The organism is Candidatus Methylobacter favarea (assembly GCF_902806695.1).
Lineage (GTDB): Bacteria > Pseudomonadota > Gammaproteobacteria > Methylococcales > Methylomonadaceae > Methylobacter_B > Methylobacter_B favarea.
This window is the reverse complement of record NZ_CADCXN010000045.1, coordinates 1-16,431: the sequence shown is the minus strand read 5'-3', so window position 1 is coordinate 16,431 and position 16,431 is coordinate 1. Positions and strand designations below refer to the sequence as shown.

The following is a 16,431-nucleotide window of genomic DNA, read 5'->3' as shown; positions in this document are numbered from 1 at the left end:
ACAGTCAGGTACCCGCAACAAATCTTCATTATTTTAATTAAGTATCGCAATTCTGAAGCGGCTCTTTAAAGCGCATCTTTTCCATCTTGAAAGCTTAAGATCAGACGTTAAAGTTCTGATCTAACCGGCTTTATAGTGCTTGCCTTGCAAGACTATTGAGTATCAGGCTATTTCTCACAATTCTAATAAACTGATATTAATATCGAATTATATCGTTTATTAATATTAAAAGTTTGCTTTAACATCCCTTTCCAGTGGCAGAAAAAGCAGTCATCAAGCTTGCGCAATGAGTTTAATGATCAGTAAATAATTAGCGGAGAATTTTCATGGCAACGGACATCAATAGAACGGTTAAAAAAAAACAGAACACAGTTGAATTAGCCAATCAAATTTCCCAGATTTTACAGGAAATCCGCTTTGGCTCAATTGAAATTATTGTTCATGAAAACAAAGTGGTGCAAATCGAACGCAAGGAAAAGATACGCTTTGATGTGAGGTAAGTATCTGAAAATATAGAAAAATTTAATTTCTACCGTAAAAACGGCGAAAATCTTCAAGTTGAAAACGAGCTGACCGGATCACCGGAAGTTATTTTAATTAGCAATCATTTGCTTTCTTTATGAAAATTTCCAGTTATCAAAGGTTAACCATGACTCTTTATTTCTACAAGTTGATATCAGCAACCGCCCTGGCACTGCTGCTGGCCAGGCCAGGCCTTGCAACGGCCGAAGATTACTATCGTCCTACCAAAGGCTACCGCGCCGAGCCGGTCAGCGATCCGCCGCCGTATGTGCGCAATTTGAGCAGAACCCGGTTCGAGCAATTCCGCGATGTCGAATGGCTGGATATCGGCCTGGATTTTCGCAGCCGTTATGAGTACCGGGAAAATGATTATCGGCCGACGCCTACGGGTAGCAACAGCAGCACTGTGTTCCGCCCTGAGCCGGACAATTTATGGCTGCTGAGAACCCGCGCCTATCTTGGCGTGAAAGACATTCTTGATCCTCTGCGCTTTGCGGTCGAACTTCAGGATTCCAGGAGCTATAACGGCCTCTATGAAAGGAATGTATCCGATGTCAACGAATTCGAACTGATCCAGGGCTACGCCGAGTTGTATTTTAAAAACTTGCTGGGTCACAACCGTCCGTTAAGCATCCGCGCCGGCCGCATGCATCTGGACTTGCTGGATCGGCGTCTCATTGCTAATAACCAGTTCCGCAATACTACCAACAATTTCGAAGGCTTTCGTATCCGCTTTGGCAAACGGCAAAACAACTGGGATCTGGACACTTTTGCATTCCAGCCTGTGGAGCGATTGAAGTACAACTTCGACCGGCCCGACGAGGATACCTGGGTTTACGGCGGCGTGCTGAGCCTGAAGCAATGGTCGGAATTCATCACCATCCAGCCTTACTTCCTGGGCCGCAAGCAAAATGGCGATCCTTACAATAAAATTATCGCCAATCGCAAAAATGATATGGATATTTATGCGCCGGGCCTCAGGGTTTATGGTTTCTTCGGTAGCGGCTTTGATTTCGATGCTGACATCAACAAACAGTTCGGCCGCTTTGGCGTTACCCGGACAGTAAACGGCCAGAATAAACAGTTTCTGCTGCACCATAATGCCCTGGCCTACTCGCTGGAGCTAGGCCGTACCTTCGACCACGACTGGAAGCCCCGGGCCAGTTTGTATTACGGCTACGGCACTGGCGACAAGGACCCCAACCGCAATGCGTCGAGCGGCAGCAACGAGCGCTTCGACGCTTTTTACGGCTTCAACCAGCCGTGGTCGCGCAACGATTATTTCTCCTGGGATAATATTCATGCGCCTAAAGCCAGACTGGAATTTACCCCCTATAAGAATATCCGCATCGATACCGGCTATAACGCCTACTGGCTACAAAGCGAAACCGACGCCTGGAATAGGGCCAACCTGCGCGATTTAACAGGTCAAAGCGGCAGCTTCCTGGGCCATGAATTCGATATTCGGCTTCGCCATACACTTAATCCGTTTGTAGACTGGAGCCTGAGCTATGCCCGCTTTACCCCGGGCGATTTTACCAAGGCACAGGCGAAAGCCACTACGGGTCCTTTCACCACCGAACCCAGCAATTTCTTTTACTTTGAAGTGAACCTGAATGCCTTTGGCGACGGCAAGCCCATCTAAGTGTTTGTATATCTGAGGCTAAGGATGATTCGGCTCTGCCGGATACTAATATCAAGCCTGTTCGCATTGTGCTCTGGTGTCTTGCGAAAACATCATTATCTAATTTAAAGATATAAAAATCTAAATATATCATTTTTGATAGTTCAATAGTTTGCATACCCTATCCATTGCATCGCCGTATGACAGTCATGCAGATAAAACCTCTTCCATTTGGAGAAAACATGAGATTTACCACATTATTAAAACAACTGTTCCTGATCCTAACCTTAGCGTCAAGCGGTACGGCTTGGGCAGATCGAACCATTCTCAATGTATCCTACGATCCGACCCGGGAACTGTATCAGGACTTCAACCGGGAGTTTATTAAATACTGGAAAGATAGAACCGGAGAAGACATCGAAGTTCAACAATCCCACGGCGGCGGCGGCAAGCAGACCAGAGCGGTTATCGACGGTTTGGAAGCCGATGTAGTAACCCTGGCGCTGTCTTACGATATAGATCAAATTGCGAAACGAGCCCGGTTGCTGCCTGAAAATTGGCAGAATCATTTTCCGAATAACAGTTTGCCTTATACCTCTACCATTGTGTTTTTAGTGCGCCAGGGCAATCCCAAAGGCATTAAAAACTGGGACGATCTGGCGAAAGAAGGCGTATCGGTCATTACTCCCAACCCCAAAACTTCAGGCGGCGCCCGCTACAACTATCTTGCCGCCTGGGCGTTTGGGGAACAGAAATTCGGCAGCAAGGATGCCGCCAGGGAGTTTGTAAAAAAGCTGTACAAAAATGTGCCCGTGCTCGACTCCGGCGCGCGCGGATCAACGACGACTTTCATCCAGCGCGGTATCGGCGATGTGCTGATTGCTTGGGAAAACGAAGCGTTTCTGGCGCTTAAAGAACAGGGCGCCGGTAAATACGAGATTGTCGTGCCGCCGGTCAGCATTTTGGCCGAAACGCCGGTGGCTGTGGTCGAGAAAATCGTCAAAAAGAACGAGACTCAGGATCTGGCGGAGGCTTATCTGCAATACCTGTATTCGCCGGTTGGGCAAAAACTGGCTGCGAAACACTTTTACCGTCCCTACCAGCGGGAACATGCCGACCCTGAAGACTTGAAACGCTTTCCGAAACTGGAACTGTTTACCGTCAAGGACAAATTTGGCGGCTGGTCAAAGGCGCAAAAAGAGCATTTCGATGACGGCGGCACCTTTGATCAGATCTACGCGCCTTAAAATAGCGCAGCTTGGATTAACGGCTTTTTCGTTAACCCAACATCCGGCACCCAACCTACACAAAAGATTACCAACATGCCCCAAAGTAACATCATGCCGGGATTTCGCCCGGCCATCGGCCTTACCCTGGTTTATCTGGCCCTGGTTGTGCTGATTCCGCTCAGCGCGCTGCTGTTGAAATCGATGCAGCTAAGCCTCGACGAGTACTGGGCGATTCTGAGTAACCACCGTGTGCAGGCTTCATTCCGCGTCAGTTTTGGGTCGGCGCTGATTGCCGCCGCCGTGGCCGCCCTGTTCGGCTTTATCATCGCCTGGTCGCTGGTGCGCTACACGTTTCCCGGCAAGCGGCTGCTCGACGCGCTGATTGATCTGCCCTTCGCTTTGCCGACTGCCGTGGCCGGTATCGTGCTGGCAACGATCTACGAAGCTAACGGCTGGGTTGGCAAACTGGTAATGGATAACTTCGGAATACAAATTGCTTACAAGCCGCTGGGCATTGTCGTCGCTTTGATCTTTATCGGACTGCCGTTTGTGGTACGCACCATCGAGCCGGTGCTGCAGGAATTGGATACCGCGATGGAAGAAGCCGCAGCCAGCCTCGGCGCCACCCGGCTACAGGCGTTTATCAAAGTCATTCTGCCCAATATCCTGCCCGCAGCAATTACCGGCTTTGCACTGGCCTTTGCCCGCGGCGTCGGCGAGTACGGTTCGGTGATTTTTATTGCCGGCAATATGCCTTATATCTCGGAAATCGTGCCGCTTTTGATTATCACCAAACTGGAACAATACGAATACGCCGGGGCAACCGCCATCGGTATGACCATGCTGATCCTGTCGTTTGTGCTGCTGTTACTGATCAATGGACTGCAATGGTGGGTACGCCGCCGTTCCGGACAACTGTGAGAGATACGTTATGAATGCAATTTCTGCAACTCCTTTTATTGCTTCAAAAAAGCTCACGTTAGCGGATCCGGACTGGGTTCGATACGCCTTGATTGGACTCACCCTGGGTATTATGGGTATGTTTCTGGTGTTGCCGCTGGCGACAGTGCTGATTGAAGCCTTTGCCAAGGGCTGGTCGACCTACAGCGCCAGTCTGACTCATCCCGACGCCCTGGCAGCGATGCGGCTGACGGTGTTGGTTGCAGTGATCACGGTGCCGCTGACAACCGTATTCGGCGTTTCTGCGGCCTGGGCGATAGCCCGCTTTGAATTTCGCGGAAAAAGCCTGCTGATTACGCTGATTGATCTGCCGTTTTCGGTATCGCCGGTAATTGCAGGTCTTATTTATGTGCTGATTTTTGGCGCCCAGGGTTGGCTCGGGCCCTGGCTCTCCGAACATGACATCAAGATCATTTTCGCAGTGCCGGGGATAATTCTGGCCACCTTGTTTGTGACCTTTCCATTTGTTGCCCGCGAACTGATACCGCTGATGCAGGAAATCGGTCATGAAGAAGAGGAAGCGGCTTTATCGCTGGGCGCCAGTGGCTGGCAAACCTTTTTCAAAGTTACTTTGCCCAATATCAAATGGGCTCTGCTGACCGGCGTGCTGCTGTGCAACGCCAGGGCAATGGGCGAATTCGGCGCCGTCTCGGTGGTGTCCGGGCATATCCGCGGCCTCACCAACACGCTGCCGCTGCACGTCGAAGTCAGTTACAACGAATACGATTTCGTCGGCGCCTTCGCCTGCGCTTCCCTGCTGGCAGCCCTGGCCATCGTGACCCTGGTGTTTAAAACCATCCTGGAATGGAAACGAAGTCAGGCTTTAAAAGCATCCCGACCGGCGGGGGAATAGCGCAAGCAATCAACCATTTATGAGAAACCCATCATGAGTATTAGCGTAAGCCATATCAGTAAAAATTTCGGCGCGTTTACCGCGCTCGACGATATCAATCTTGACATTCCAGAAGGTGAATTGGTGGCCTTATTGGGGCCTTCCGGTTGCGGTAAAACCACTTTACTGCGCATCATTGCCGGTCTCGAACAAGCCGATCAAGGCGATGTCTTTTTAAAAGGCGACAAGGTCACCGATAAACCGGTCAAAAATCGTCATATCGGTTTTGTGTTTCAGCATTATGCCTTGTTCCGGCATATGACCGTGTTGGATAACGTGGCGTTTGGCTTGAGAGTCAAGCCGCGCAAGGAAAGACCGAGTGAAGCCGGAATCGTTAAAAAAGTTCATGCTCTGCTGGAATTGGTGCAACTGGATTGGCTCAATGACCGGTTTCCCGATCAGCTTTCCGGCGGGCAACGGCAGCGCATCGCACTGGCCCGGGCATTGGCGGTTGAACCGTCAGTATTATTGCTGGATGAGCCGTTTGGCGCGCTCGATGCTAGCGTACGAAAGGATTTGCGGTTCTGGCTGCGCAACCTGCATCATGAATTGAATGTCACCAGCGTTTTTGTTACCCACGATCAGGAAGAAGCCATGGAAGTGGCCAATCGAGTTGTCGTACTTAATAACGGACGCATCGAACAGCAAGGTTCACCCAGTGATATTTATGATCATCCTGCCAATGCTTTTGTTTCGCAGTTTATCGGCCAGACCAATGTTTTTGATCTGGACGAGCAGGGTACCGACTGGCTGGAAGCAGCAGGACTATTGACTCCTCACCAGGAAGGCAAGATTGCGCATGTTCGTCCTCATGATATTGTTATTCAAAAATCAACAGCCGATAACGATGCGTTTGTAACCTTGAAAAACTGGCAACATTTAGGTTCATTGATTCGCATTGAGTTGATTAAAAACGGCTCATCTGATTCCAATGCAGCCGTTTATGCGGAAATGCCCAATGATCAGTTCAAGCGTTTGCAATTGAGTAAAGGCGACAAGGTTGAGCTGCGGATACGCCACGCGCATTGGTTTCATTAATTCTTAAAGGAATTTACCGGACAACCGGCGGTTCTGTTGCCAGGGAGAAACCCCATGAAAAGAACAAAGGTTTTAGTGCTGTCCGCAGCCATTAACAGCTTATTAGGCGTCAATAGCCTTCAACCGGTTGAAGCCGCTACCGAATTGGACAAGGATGCCAAAATCAATGCGCTGGAGCGGCGCATACTGCTGCTTGAAAAACGTTTGAGTGCTTCTGAAAGCAACCCGGCGCCTGTTGATGAAACCCTTCATCATTTGGATCAACAAGTAAAGATTTTGCAAAGACAAGGGGAAATTGATAGGGAAGATACAGCGGAAGCTGCGAAAAAATCACCCACATACGATGTCAGCCGCAATGGTTTTAAGTTTGAATCAGCCGACAAGGATTTTTCTTTACAACTACGTGGGTTAATCCAGGCTGACTCCCGATTTTTTCAAGATGATAAAAGTGATGCCACGCCGGTTACTGACGATACTTTTGAACTGCGTCGGGCGAGATTGCTGTTACTCGGCAAGCTGTACAAAAACTTCGATTACTTTTTTCAGACAGAGTTTGGCGGCGGCAACGCACAGTTGCTTGACGCAATGATTAGCTATAGATTAATGCCGGAACTAGCGATCCGCGGCGGGCGTTTTTTGGTACCGTTCGGCCTTGAGCATTTTAACGGCGCACCATTTCTTACTTTTGTAGAACGCAGCTTGGTCGAAAATCTGGTTCCAGACCGTGATAACGGCATTCAATTTTACGGCGATATCAGTTCAGGCTTAGTGGAGTATGAAGTCGGTGTGGGTAACGGCGTAAAGGATTGCTGTGGTGATGCCGCCAATCTCGATCCATCGGACGATAAAGAGTTTTTTGGCCGTGTTTTTCTGGCACCCTTTAATCGTACCGAAGTAGAGGGATTGCGCGATTTAAGAATCGGTATTGCAGCAACCTCGGGTGATCAGAGCGGCTCTTTAGCGAGCCAAAAATTTAGAAGCGCTGGACGGCAAGTATTTTTCAATTATGACGGTACCGTGGTAGCGAATGGCGACAGATACCGTATTGCGCCACAATTGTACTATAGCTGGGATTCTTTTGGATTATTAGGTGAATATGTCCTGACATCTCAGGAGGTCAAGAATGGGGCGGGTCAAGCAGCGCGTATCGATAACAGCGCCTGGCAAATAGCCGCCTCGTACGTACTCACCGGTGAGCTGCACAATTACCTCAGTAATTACCCCACGTGGCAGAACGGCGTCAGCGTTAAACCCTACAATGACTTTAATCCGTTTAAGGGCAAATGGGGCGCATTCGAAGTTGCTGCCCGTTACAATGAATTAAATGTGGAGGACGTCGTTTTTGCCGGGTTTGCCAGCCTGGATAATTCTGCCCGCAAGGCCAGTTCCTGGGAAGTCGGTCTGAATTGGTATCTGAATAAGCACATAAAAGCCCAGGTTGATTACTCGCAAACCAGTTTTGATGGAGGCACGATTTTGAGAGGCGACAGGGACACTGAAAGTCTTGTTCAAAGCCGTTTACAACTATTTTTTTGATGAATCATTCAGGAGTATTAAACACATGACCCAACTTATAGCGATTGCGGGTAGTCCCGCTTTGAATTCGAAATCAACTGAATTTCTACAAAAGGCACTAGCACGGGCGGAAGCACAAGGCCTAACCGGAAATTTATTTTCCGTGCGGGATATTCCGGCTCACGATTTGGTTTATGGAGCAGGAGAAAATAACCCTCATTTAAAGAAAATTATTGATCAGCTTGAGAGAGCAACTGGCGTCATTATTGCCACGCCCATTTACAAGGCTGCTTATTCCGGCGCATTAAAAACCTTATTGGATTTACTGCCCCATAAAGCTTTAGCCGGTAAGGTTGTGCTGCCGATTGCAACGGGCAGTTCGGATAAACACCTGCTCGCGATCGATTACGCATTAAAACCGGTGCTGTTTGCACTGGGCGCAACCCAAGTGCTCAATGGCATCTATATCGCTGATTATCAGGTTGAAAGAGATAGTCTTGGGCAATTAAATCTTGATAAAGAAATTGCATTAAGGTTTGACGAACAAGTTGATACGTTAGCGCATGAAGCCAGGTTGATCAGAAATCAAGTACTCTTTTTGGACAGAAGCTTGGCATGACCATGCAAAAGCTAAAGCACCTTTTTTCAAAAAACTTACCATCATCAGATCAGGAAAATACTATGACCAGAAGAGAATCCATTCATGAATCGTTGCTTTTCATCGCTCTACTTACCTTATTAACAAGCAGCTTGTCATTATTCCCAGCATTTTCTCATGCCGCCGATAAAGGCTGGCCGGATGAAGTTACCGTCGGTTATCAAAAATATGGCAGTTTGATTATTCTGAAAGCCACCGGCGAACTGGAAAAGCGTCTAAACGAGCATGGTGTCAAGGTCAATTGGGCGGAATTTCAATTTGGTCCACCCTTGCTGGAAGCGATGAACGCCGGCAAGGTGGATTTCGGAATTACCGGCGAAACACCGCCGGTGTTCGCCCAAGCGGCAGCCGGTTCGTCGATCGTCTATGTTGCCTATGAACCAGCCTCACCCAAAGGCGAGGGCTTGCTGGTTAAAGGCGATTCGCCTTTAAAAAACGTGGCCGAGTTAAAAGGCAAGAAGGTCGCAGTCGCCAAAGGCTCCAACTCGCATTATTTCCTGATTCAAGCGCTGTCCAAAGCCAGCTTGACTTTGAATGATATTATCCTCATCTATCTAGCCCCGGCCGATGCACGCTCTGCGCTGGAACAAGGCCATGTCGATGCCTGGTCGGTCTGGGATTACTTCTATGCTTCAGCAGAAATACAGGCAGGCGCCCGGCCTTTGACCGATGGTGAGGGTATCGTCGATAACCATGCTTTCTATCTGTCGAGACGCGCTTTTACCGATCAATACCCGGAAGCTGTCAAAAGCATTCTCGAAGAAGTTCGTAAAGCCGACAAATGGGTGGAAGCTAATCCGGCAGATGCCGCAAAAGCGCTTGCGGACACGACCCGAGTGGATGCGAAAATTCTGGAACGTGCCATAAGACGAAGCGGCTATGGCCCCCAATACCTGACACCGGAGGTGATTGCCGCTCAGCAAAAAATTGCCGACACCCTCCATGACATCGGCTTAATCCTCAAATCCATCGTGGTTAAAGATGCGGTCAGGCAATCCCTATAAATTTCAGCCTGGCCATGCTTTTAGGCAAATTAACACACGGAGCTACGATCTTGCCGCATGATTAAAATCAGCCTAGCCTGAATCGCGACGAGGACATAGCCCCCACATAAAGTTATGAGGAATAAACAATGAAAATTTTCTGGTTTTTACCTACCCACGGTGACGGGCGGTATCTGGGCTCAAGCGTCAACGCCCGGCCCGTCAATCATCACTATTTGACCCAAATCGCCCGCGCCGCGGACGAACTGGGCTATGAGGGCGTGCTAGTACCCACCGGTAGAACCTGCGAAGATGCCTGGATCGTGGCATCCTCCCTAGTCGCCGTTACCGGCCGACTGAAATTTCTGGTGGCTTTGCGTCCGGGGCTGATTTCACCCTCTGCAGCAGCCCGCATGACTGCGTCACTGGACCGCTTCTCCGAAGGGCGGCTGCTGATCAATGCCGTCGTTGGCGGTGATGCAACCGAGCTGGCGGGAGACGGCATCTATCAAGCGCACAATGAACGCTATGACCATGCCGAGGAATTTTTTGATATCTGGCGGCAATTGCTGGAAGGAAAAGACGTTAGCTTAGAAGGAAAACATCTCAAAATTGACGGTGGACGGTTGCTGTTCCCACCGGTTCAAAAACCGCACCCTCCGCTCTATTTTGGCGGCTCTTCTGCAGCCGCGCATATATTTGCCGCTGAGCAGGTCGATGCCTATTTAACCTGGGGCGAACCGCCCGCGCAAGTCGCCGAAAAAATTGCCGATGTGCGGGCGCGCGCAAAAGAACACGGAAAAACCGTCAGCTTTGGCATCCGATTGCACGTTATCGTGCGGGAAACCGAAGCGGAAGCCTGGGCTGCCGCTGAGGAACTGATCAAACATGTTGATGACGTTACGATCGAGCGCGCCCAACGGGCTTTCAAACGCTCCGATTCCGAAGGCCAGCGGCGCATGGCGGAATTGACTCAATGGGGCGGCTCGCGCACCCGGGAAGCGTTGGAGGTCTCGCCCAACCTGTGGGCTGGCGTCGGCCTGGTGCGCGGCGGCGCCGGCACAGCCTTGGTGGGCGATCCGCAAACAGTCGTCAACCGCTTGCAGGAATATGCCGCTCTGGGAATCGAACATTTTATTCTTTCAGGTTACCCGCATCTGGAAGAAGCCTACCGGGTCGCTGAATTATTATTTCCGTTGTTGCCGGTCAGTCTAGCAAAATCCAGGGAAGGCGCCGTGGTTCATTTAAGCCCGGTAGGCGATACCGGCCATGTTGATGTCACTTCCGAATCAAGGGGAGCCGCCTCATGAAAAAATTATGCATCGCTGCCTTGTCTGTCTGGTTCAAGCTGACAAAAAATCTCACCGGCTGGTTGTTGCCGGCGTTTCTGATCGTCTTCTGGGAAATCGCCGCACGCAATGGCTGGATTTCTTTACGGATACTGCCGTCGCCAACGGATATAGTCCACGCTGCGATCAATTTAACGCTATCGGGCGAACTGGCCAGCAATATTGCCACCAGTTCCGCGCGCGCAGGCTGGGGGTTATTGTACGGCGGCGTGATCGGTTTGGTTCTGGGCTTGCTCAACGGCCTGGTCCGGCCGGCTGATCGCTTTTTGGACACCACCTTGCAAATGGTCAGAAATGTGCCGCATCTGGCGCTGATTCCACTGGTGATCATCTGGTTTGGCATCGGTGAGGAAGGCAAGATATTTCTCGTCACACTGGGCGTATTTTTTCCGATCTACATCAATACCTATCACGGCATCAAGACCGCCGATCCACAATTGCTGGAAATGGGCCGTGTTTATGGGCTTGGCCCCTGGCAATTGTTCAGCCAGGTGATCTTCCCGGGCGCGCTGCCTTCGATTCTGGTTGGGCTGCGCTATGCACTGGGTTTTATGTGGCTGACCTTAATCGTCGCCGAAACCATTGCGACCACCTCAGGCATTGGCTATATGGCGATGAATGCGCGTGAATTCATGCAGACCGATGTCGTGGTGCTGGCTATCTTGCTTTATGCCTTGTTGGGCAAACTGGCCGATACCGGCGCGCATTTATTGGAATTACGACTACTTCAATGGCACCCGGGCTTCAGGAATAGCTGAGGAACCCGCCAGATTTTCATACCGGAGGAATTAGTCATGTCATTACCTGTGAAACAAATTAGCGTCAATCCTTTATCCGGTTCTAAACCGGGCCCTGTTGTAGAAATGCTCAAAGACCGCAGCAAACCTAAAATAACGGCGGTTAAAACGACGGATCCAAGCACCGTTCCCGGCATTACAATCAGGCTAGAAAACCTGAGCAAACACTTCGGTGACCTACAGGTACTGGAAAATCTGGATCTTTCCATTGAACCTGGTTCTTTCATCGCGATTGTCGGACGCAGCGGCTGCGGCAAAAGTACCTTATTAAGGTTGATCTCGGGCCTGGAGCAGCCGAATAAAGGCACTGTATTTTACGATGGCAAAGTGCATAACAAACTTAATGAAGATGTCTGCTTCATGTTTCAGGAAGCGCGCCTTTTGCCCTGGCACAGCGTGATGAACAATGTGCGCCTGGGACTTAAAAAAAACCAGTTTCCCAAGGCCCTGGATGCCTTGCAGCAGGTCGGACTGGAAACACGTGCAGAGGAATGGCCTTCCGTGCTTTCGGGCGGACAAAGGCAGCGCGTCGCCCTGGCGCGCTCTCTGGTTCACGAACCCCGATTATTACTGCTGGATGAGCCGCTGGGCGCGCTTGATGCATTAACGCGGATAGAGATGCAGAGTCTGATTGAACGGATCTGGCTTGAAAGCGGCTTCACCGCGATTCTGGTCACCCATGATATTGCCGAAGCAGTCGCCTTGGCCGACCGGGTCATTGTGCTCGATCAAGGCAAAGTCGATCTGGACCTGGACATAGACCAGCCTCGCCCCCGGCAACGAGGCAACGCCCAATTATGTCAATTGGAAGCGGAAATTTTACAACGCATTTTAACGGCCCCGGATGCTTCTGAAACTGCAGCCGCCTCCGATTAAATCAAGGCATCGAGGCACGGTTAGTTAGTCATTTTAATGATGACGGGACACCCTGCCGACGGCAAATCCGCACCTATACTTATTCTGATCGACAAAACAAGACTGCCCGAGTAACTTCGGCAGCACAAGAGGAACAAACATGACTACCAAACCGAAATTGATCCGGTCTTTTGCAACGGTTGCCCTGATGTTTATGTCATTCAGTAGTTTTGCAGATGAACCGATCAAGGAACTGCGTGTTGATTGGGCTTACCACTCACCGTCTAGCCTGGTGTTGAAACATTTTGGCTGGCTGGAACAGGATTTTAAAAAAGACGGTATAGCCGTTCGCTGGCTGCAAAGCCAGGGCAGCAATAAAGCACTGGAATATCTCAACAGCAACTCGACCGATTTTGGCTCAACGGCCGGCTTGTCGGCCTTGCTTGCCAAGGCTAATGGTAATCCGATCAAAAACGTTTACATCTATTCGCAACCGGCATGGACGGCGCTGGTGGTGAGTCCCAATTTATCTATCGTTTGTTACCACGGTTTTTATCCTTACGTAGGCGAAATGATTGGTGTGGCGTTCCGTTCTCAGAACGTTTATGTGGTTCCGGATATGTACATTTTTTTGCCGGGCGGAAGCTTGTATGTCGAGGCGACCAACGGTTTTATGCGCGATCAATTGCTGTTTGGTACGTCTTATCCTTTCCGCGCCATGGGCCGGACTGTCGAGGATTTTTTGGCGCTGGGATTAACCGAACAGGTATTAGATGCCGTATTGTTCGACAATGCGGTCCGTCTATTAAAACTTGATGTTTAGAAATTGAGGAATATGTTGTGAATACAGTTGAAATAAAAACAGATGTGCTGGTGATCGGCGGCGGCACCGCAGGGCCGATGGCCGCGATCAAAGCCAAACAAAAAAATCCGGAACTGAAAGTCCTGCTGCTGGAGAAAGCCAACGTCAAGCGTAGCGGAGCCATTTCCATGGGCATGGACGGACTCAATAACGCCGTGATTCCGGGCTATGCGACGCCTGAGCAATATGTCAGGGAAATCACCGTCGCCAATGACGGCATCGTCAACCAAAAAACGCTGTTCGCCTATGCCGAAAACAGCTTTTCGATGATCGAAGAGCTCGATAGCTGGGGCGTCAAGTTCGAGAAAGACGAAAACGGCGATTATGCGGTGAAAAAAGTACATCACATGGGCACATATGTGCTGCCGATGCCGGAAGGACACGACATCAAGAAAGTTTTATACCGGAAACTGAAGCAAACGCGGATAAATATCACCAACCGTCTGGTCGCAACCCGGGTGCTTACCAACGCGGACGGCCGGGTAGCGAGGGCGCTGGCGTTCGATTGTCGCAGCGGCGCTTACATGGTGATCCGGGCCAAGGCGGTGATTCTGTGCACCGGTGCGGCTGGCCGACTGGGTCTGCCCGCATCAGGTTATATGTTCGGCACTTACGAAAATCCCACCAATGCCGGCGACGGTTACAGCATGGCTTACCATGCCGGAGCGGAGCTTTCGGGCATCGAGTGCTTCCAGATCAACCCGTTGATCAAGGATTACAACGGCCCGGCCTGCGCGTATGTCACCGGCCCCATGGGCGGCTACACCGTCAATGCCCAAGGCGAGCGCTTCATCGAATCCGATTACTGGAGCGGGCAGATGATGCAGGAGTTCTACCAGGAACTGGCCGGCGGCAAGGGTCCGGTGTTCCTCAAGGTCAACCACCTGGCCGAAGAAACCATCGCCAACATCGAGACCATCCTGCACAGCAATGAACGCCCCAGCCGAGGCCGATTCCATGAAGGGCGTGGCACCGATTACCGGCAGGATATGGTGGAGATGCACATTTCCGAAATCGGACTGTGCAGCGGCCACAGCGCTTCCGGCGTGTGGGTGAACGAGCGCGCCGAAACCACGGTGGCTGGGCTTTATGCCGCCGGCGACTTGGCCTGCGTGCCGCACAACTACATGCTGGGCGCGTTCGTCTACGGCCGACTGGCTGGCGAATCGGCAGCGGAATACTGCGCTACCGCCGAACTGGGGGAAGTCAATGAGGTTCAGGTGGAAGCCGAGCGCGAGCGTATCTTTGCCCCGCTCACGCGCCAGCATGGTCGGGCTCCGGCGCAAGTCGAATACAAATTGCGGCGTCTGGTCAACGATTACCTACAGCCGCCTAAAGTGGCGCGGCGCATGGAATTGGGCCTCGCCCGCTTTGCAGAAATCCGCGCCGATCTGGAACAGATGACGGCATCCAACCCGCATGAATTGATGCGGGCTGCCGAGGTCAGTTTTATTCTGGATTGCGCCGAAATGGCCGCCAGCGCCTCTTTATTCCGTACCGAGAGCCGCTGGGGACTTTATCACTATCGCCAGGATTTCCCGGAAGCGGGCGGCGGCGAATGGCAAGTGCATGTGCAAGTCAAAAAATCGCCGACGGGTGATATGACGGTGTTCAAACGTCCGCTGGAACCTTACCTGGCCCCGCCCGAAGCGACCGAACAATACAGTTATCAGCATTTGCGTATTAAATCAGAAGCCGCGTCTACTTAAGGAGTGACTATGTCTTACAACCCCATCGATTTTCCGGTTAAAGTCAACCTGGACAAATGCATCGCCGATAAAGGCTGCACCGTGTGCATTAACGCCTGCCCGCTCGACGTTCTCGCAATCGACCTCAGCACCGGCAAGGCGGTCATGAAATATGACGAATGCTGGTTTTGCCTGCCCTGCGAAAAAGATTGCCCGACGCAGGCGATTCATGTGGACATTCCCTATCTGCTGCGATGAATACGATAACTATCAACTTTCCTGCCGAACTCGACCCGGGCCTTGCGGCTCGTTTGATCAATAGCGATGCCGCTGTCAGGCGGATTGCCCTGATTGATTTAGTCGATGAAGCCGACCCTGACATCGCAGAAGCCCTCCTGATACAGGCATTAACCGACGCTGCCGGCGAAGTCCGACTCGAAGCCGCCCAGTCGCTTGAATCCCGGGACAGCCCCGAAGTCGTCGAAGGCTTGCTGAAGGCGCTGGAGGATAGCGATCCCAGCGTGCGCGAAGCGGCCGCTCTGTCGCTGAGCGCGGTCAAAAACCAGGCCATCGGTTACCTTTTGCTTAATCGCTCATCCCATCCGGATGCCGGCGTGCGCACCGCCATTTTTCGCGGGCTGCGGGAATTGCGCCTGCCGACAGCCGGAGCGCCCGCCATCCAGGCATTATACGACCCTGATCCCGGCGTTCGCCGGGAAGCCGTAGCCGTACTGGGTTGGCTCAAGGCTTCTGCCGCACAGCCTGAGCTTATCCTGCTGGCAAAAAACGACCCTGATCCGGGCGTGCGTCGGGCCGCAATCGGTGCGCTGGGTTTCGCCACCGCCCCTGCCGTCTTTACAGCCATTGCCTCCGCGCTGGCTGACCCCGATTGGCAAGTACGCGAGGAAGCCGCGACTGTGGCGGCAAAAATCGCTTCTTCTGAGCTGGTCGGACCGCTGATTGCAGCCCTGGAAGACAGCTACTGGCAGGTCAATCTAAGGGCGGCGCGCAGCCTCGGTCGCATTAAAAATAACAACGCCGTGCCTGCCCTCATCGAGCTGCTCAGGCACGCTGTCAGCAATGTGCGCAAGGAATCGGCGCTGGCATTGGGAGAAATCGCCGATCCTTCAGCGCAAGCCGCACTCGCGCAAGCCGCTCAGGATCCTGATCCTGACGTACGCAAGGCGGCACGGTTGGCCTACAACCAAGTCATGACTTTACATGCGAGGCCATGAAATAAGATTCTGATTAAGGTTCCCATGCTCAGGAAGCTGCGAATGTATTATCGAAATCAGTCTAAAATCAGTTGAAAACTTCAAGACAGGCCTCGAGCAGAAGCGATAGGGCATGTGTTTTCACGGAGCGTTTTTTGCGTAGTGAAAATGCAGGCTTTACGAAATCGCGTCGAGTCATATAGGGACTCCTCCCCAATTGCAAGCCAAGTTTTTACAGAAATTGA

The 16,431-nt window shown here is 51.4% G+C and carries 16 protein-coding genes; all 16 read left to right on the top strand.

Annotated features, from left to right (window positions below):
- Nucleotides 1-326 precede the first annotated feature (326 nt).
- The 16 genes from HUX64_RS04460 (at nt 327) to HUX64_RS04385 (ending at nt 16,207) form a co-directional block, all read left to right on the top strand.
- Nucleotides 327-500: a YezD family protein gene (locus HUX64_RS04460; protein WP_174625036.1), complete on the top strand. Its 174-nt coding sequence runs from the start codon at nt 327-329 to the stop codon at nt 498-500.
- A 149-nt stretch (nt 501-649) separates the two neighbouring features.
- Nucleotides 650-2,167 (top strand): alginate export family protein, encoded by a 1,518-nt coding sequence (locus tag HUX64_RS04455; RefSeq protein WP_217426425.1) that lies wholly within the window; start codon nt 650-652, stop codon nt 2,165-2,167.
- A gap of 221 nt (nt 2,168-2,388) precedes the next feature.
- Nucleotides 2,389-3,393 (top strand): sulfate ABC transporter substrate-binding protein, encoded by a 1,005-nt coding sequence (locus tag HUX64_RS04450; protein ID WP_174625034.1) that lies wholly within the window; start codon nt 2,389-2,391, stop codon nt 3,391-3,393.
- A 75-nt stretch (nt 3,394-3,468) separates the two neighbouring features.
- Nucleotides 3,469-4,296 carry a sulfate ABC transporter permease subunit CysT gene (cysT, locus tag HUX64_RS04445; RefSeq protein WP_174625033.1) on the top strand — a complete coding sequence of 276 codons (828 nt, stop codon included), beginning with the start codon at nt 3,469-3,471 and terminating at the stop codon, nt 4,294-4,296.
- Nucleotides 4,297-4,306: 10 nt separating this feature from the next.
- A complete protein-coding gene (cysW, locus tag HUX64_RS04440; protein ID WP_174625032.1) occupies nt 4,307-5,188 on the top strand; it encodes a sulfate ABC transporter permease subunit CysW in 882 nt (293 codons plus the stop codon).
- 33 nt (nt 5,189-5,221) lie between these two features.
- Nucleotides 5,222-6,265 (top strand): sulfate/molybdate ABC transporter ATP-binding protein, encoded by a 1,044-nt coding sequence (locus tag HUX64_RS04435; protein ID WP_174625031.1) that lies wholly within the window; start codon nt 5,222-5,224, stop codon nt 6,263-6,265.
- Nucleotides 6,266-6,319: 54 nt separating this feature from the next.
- Nucleotides 6,320-7,801 carry an OprO/OprP family phosphate-selective porin gene (locus tag HUX64_RS04430; protein ID WP_174625030.1) on the top strand — a complete coding sequence of 494 codons (1,482 nt, stop codon included), beginning with the start codon at nt 6,320-6,322 and terminating at the stop codon, nt 7,799-7,801.
- A gap of 25 nt (nt 7,802-7,826) precedes the next feature.
- On the top strand, nt 7,827-8,399 hold the full coding sequence (gene ssuE, locus HUX64_RS04425) for an NADPH-dependent FMN reductase (RefSeq protein ID WP_174625029.1): 573 nt from the start codon (nt 7,827-7,829) through the stop codon (nt 8,397-8,399).
- 62 nt (nt 8,400-8,461) lie between these two features.
- A complete protein-coding gene (locus HUX64_RS04420) occupies nt 8,462-9,442 on the top strand; it encodes a sulfonate ABC transporter substrate-binding protein (RefSeq protein ID WP_174625028.1) in 981 nt (326 codons plus the stop codon).
- 128 nt (nt 9,443-9,570) lie between these two features.
- Nucleotides 9,571-10,731: an FMNH2-dependent alkanesulfonate monooxygenase gene (gene ssuD / locus HUX64_RS04415; RefSeq protein WP_174625027.1), complete on the top strand. Its 1,161-nt coding sequence runs from the start codon at nt 9,571-9,573 to the stop codon at nt 10,729-10,731.
- Nucleotides 10,728-11,528, top strand: coding sequence for an ABC transporter permease subunit (locus tag HUX64_RS04410; RefSeq protein WP_174625026.1), 801 nt, complete (start codon nt 10,728-10,730; stop codon nt 11,526-11,528). Before ssuD ends, HUX64_RS04410 begins: the two co-directional genes overlap by 4 nt.
- Before the next feature lie 36 nt (nt 11,529-11,564).
- Nucleotides 11,565-12,443 carry an ATP-binding cassette domain-containing protein gene (locus HUX64_RS04405; protein ID WP_217426424.1) on the top strand — a complete coding sequence of 293 codons (879 nt, stop codon included), beginning with the start codon at nt 11,565-11,567 and terminating at the stop codon, nt 12,441-12,443.
- Between the two features lie 139 nt (nt 12,444-12,582).
- Nucleotides 12,583-13,245 (top strand): amidohydrolase family protein, encoded by a 663-nt coding sequence (locus HUX64_RS04400; protein ID WP_174625025.1) that lies wholly within the window; start codon nt 12,583-12,585, stop codon nt 13,243-13,245.
- Between the two features lie 17 nt (nt 13,246-13,262).
- The gene (locus HUX64_RS04395; protein WP_174625024.1) at nt 13,263-14,993 is read left to right on the top strand and encodes a fumarate reductase/succinate dehydrogenase flavoprotein subunit; all 1,731 of its coding nucleotides are present in this window, start codon (nt 13,263-13,265) and stop codon (nt 14,991-14,993) included.
- A gap of 9 nt (nt 14,994-15,002) precedes the next feature.
- The gene (locus HUX64_RS04390; protein WP_174625023.1) at nt 15,003-15,230 is read left to right on the top strand and encodes a 4Fe-4S dicluster domain-containing protein; all 228 of its coding nucleotides are present in this window, start codon (nt 15,003-15,005) and stop codon (nt 15,228-15,230) included.
- A complete protein-coding gene (locus HUX64_RS04385) occupies nt 15,227-16,207 on the top strand; it encodes a HEAT repeat domain-containing protein (RefSeq protein WP_174625022.1) in 981 nt (326 codons plus the stop codon). Before HUX64_RS04390 ends, HUX64_RS04385 begins: the two co-directional genes overlap by 4 nt.
- The last annotated feature ends 224 nt before the right edge of the window (nt 16,208-16,431 follow it).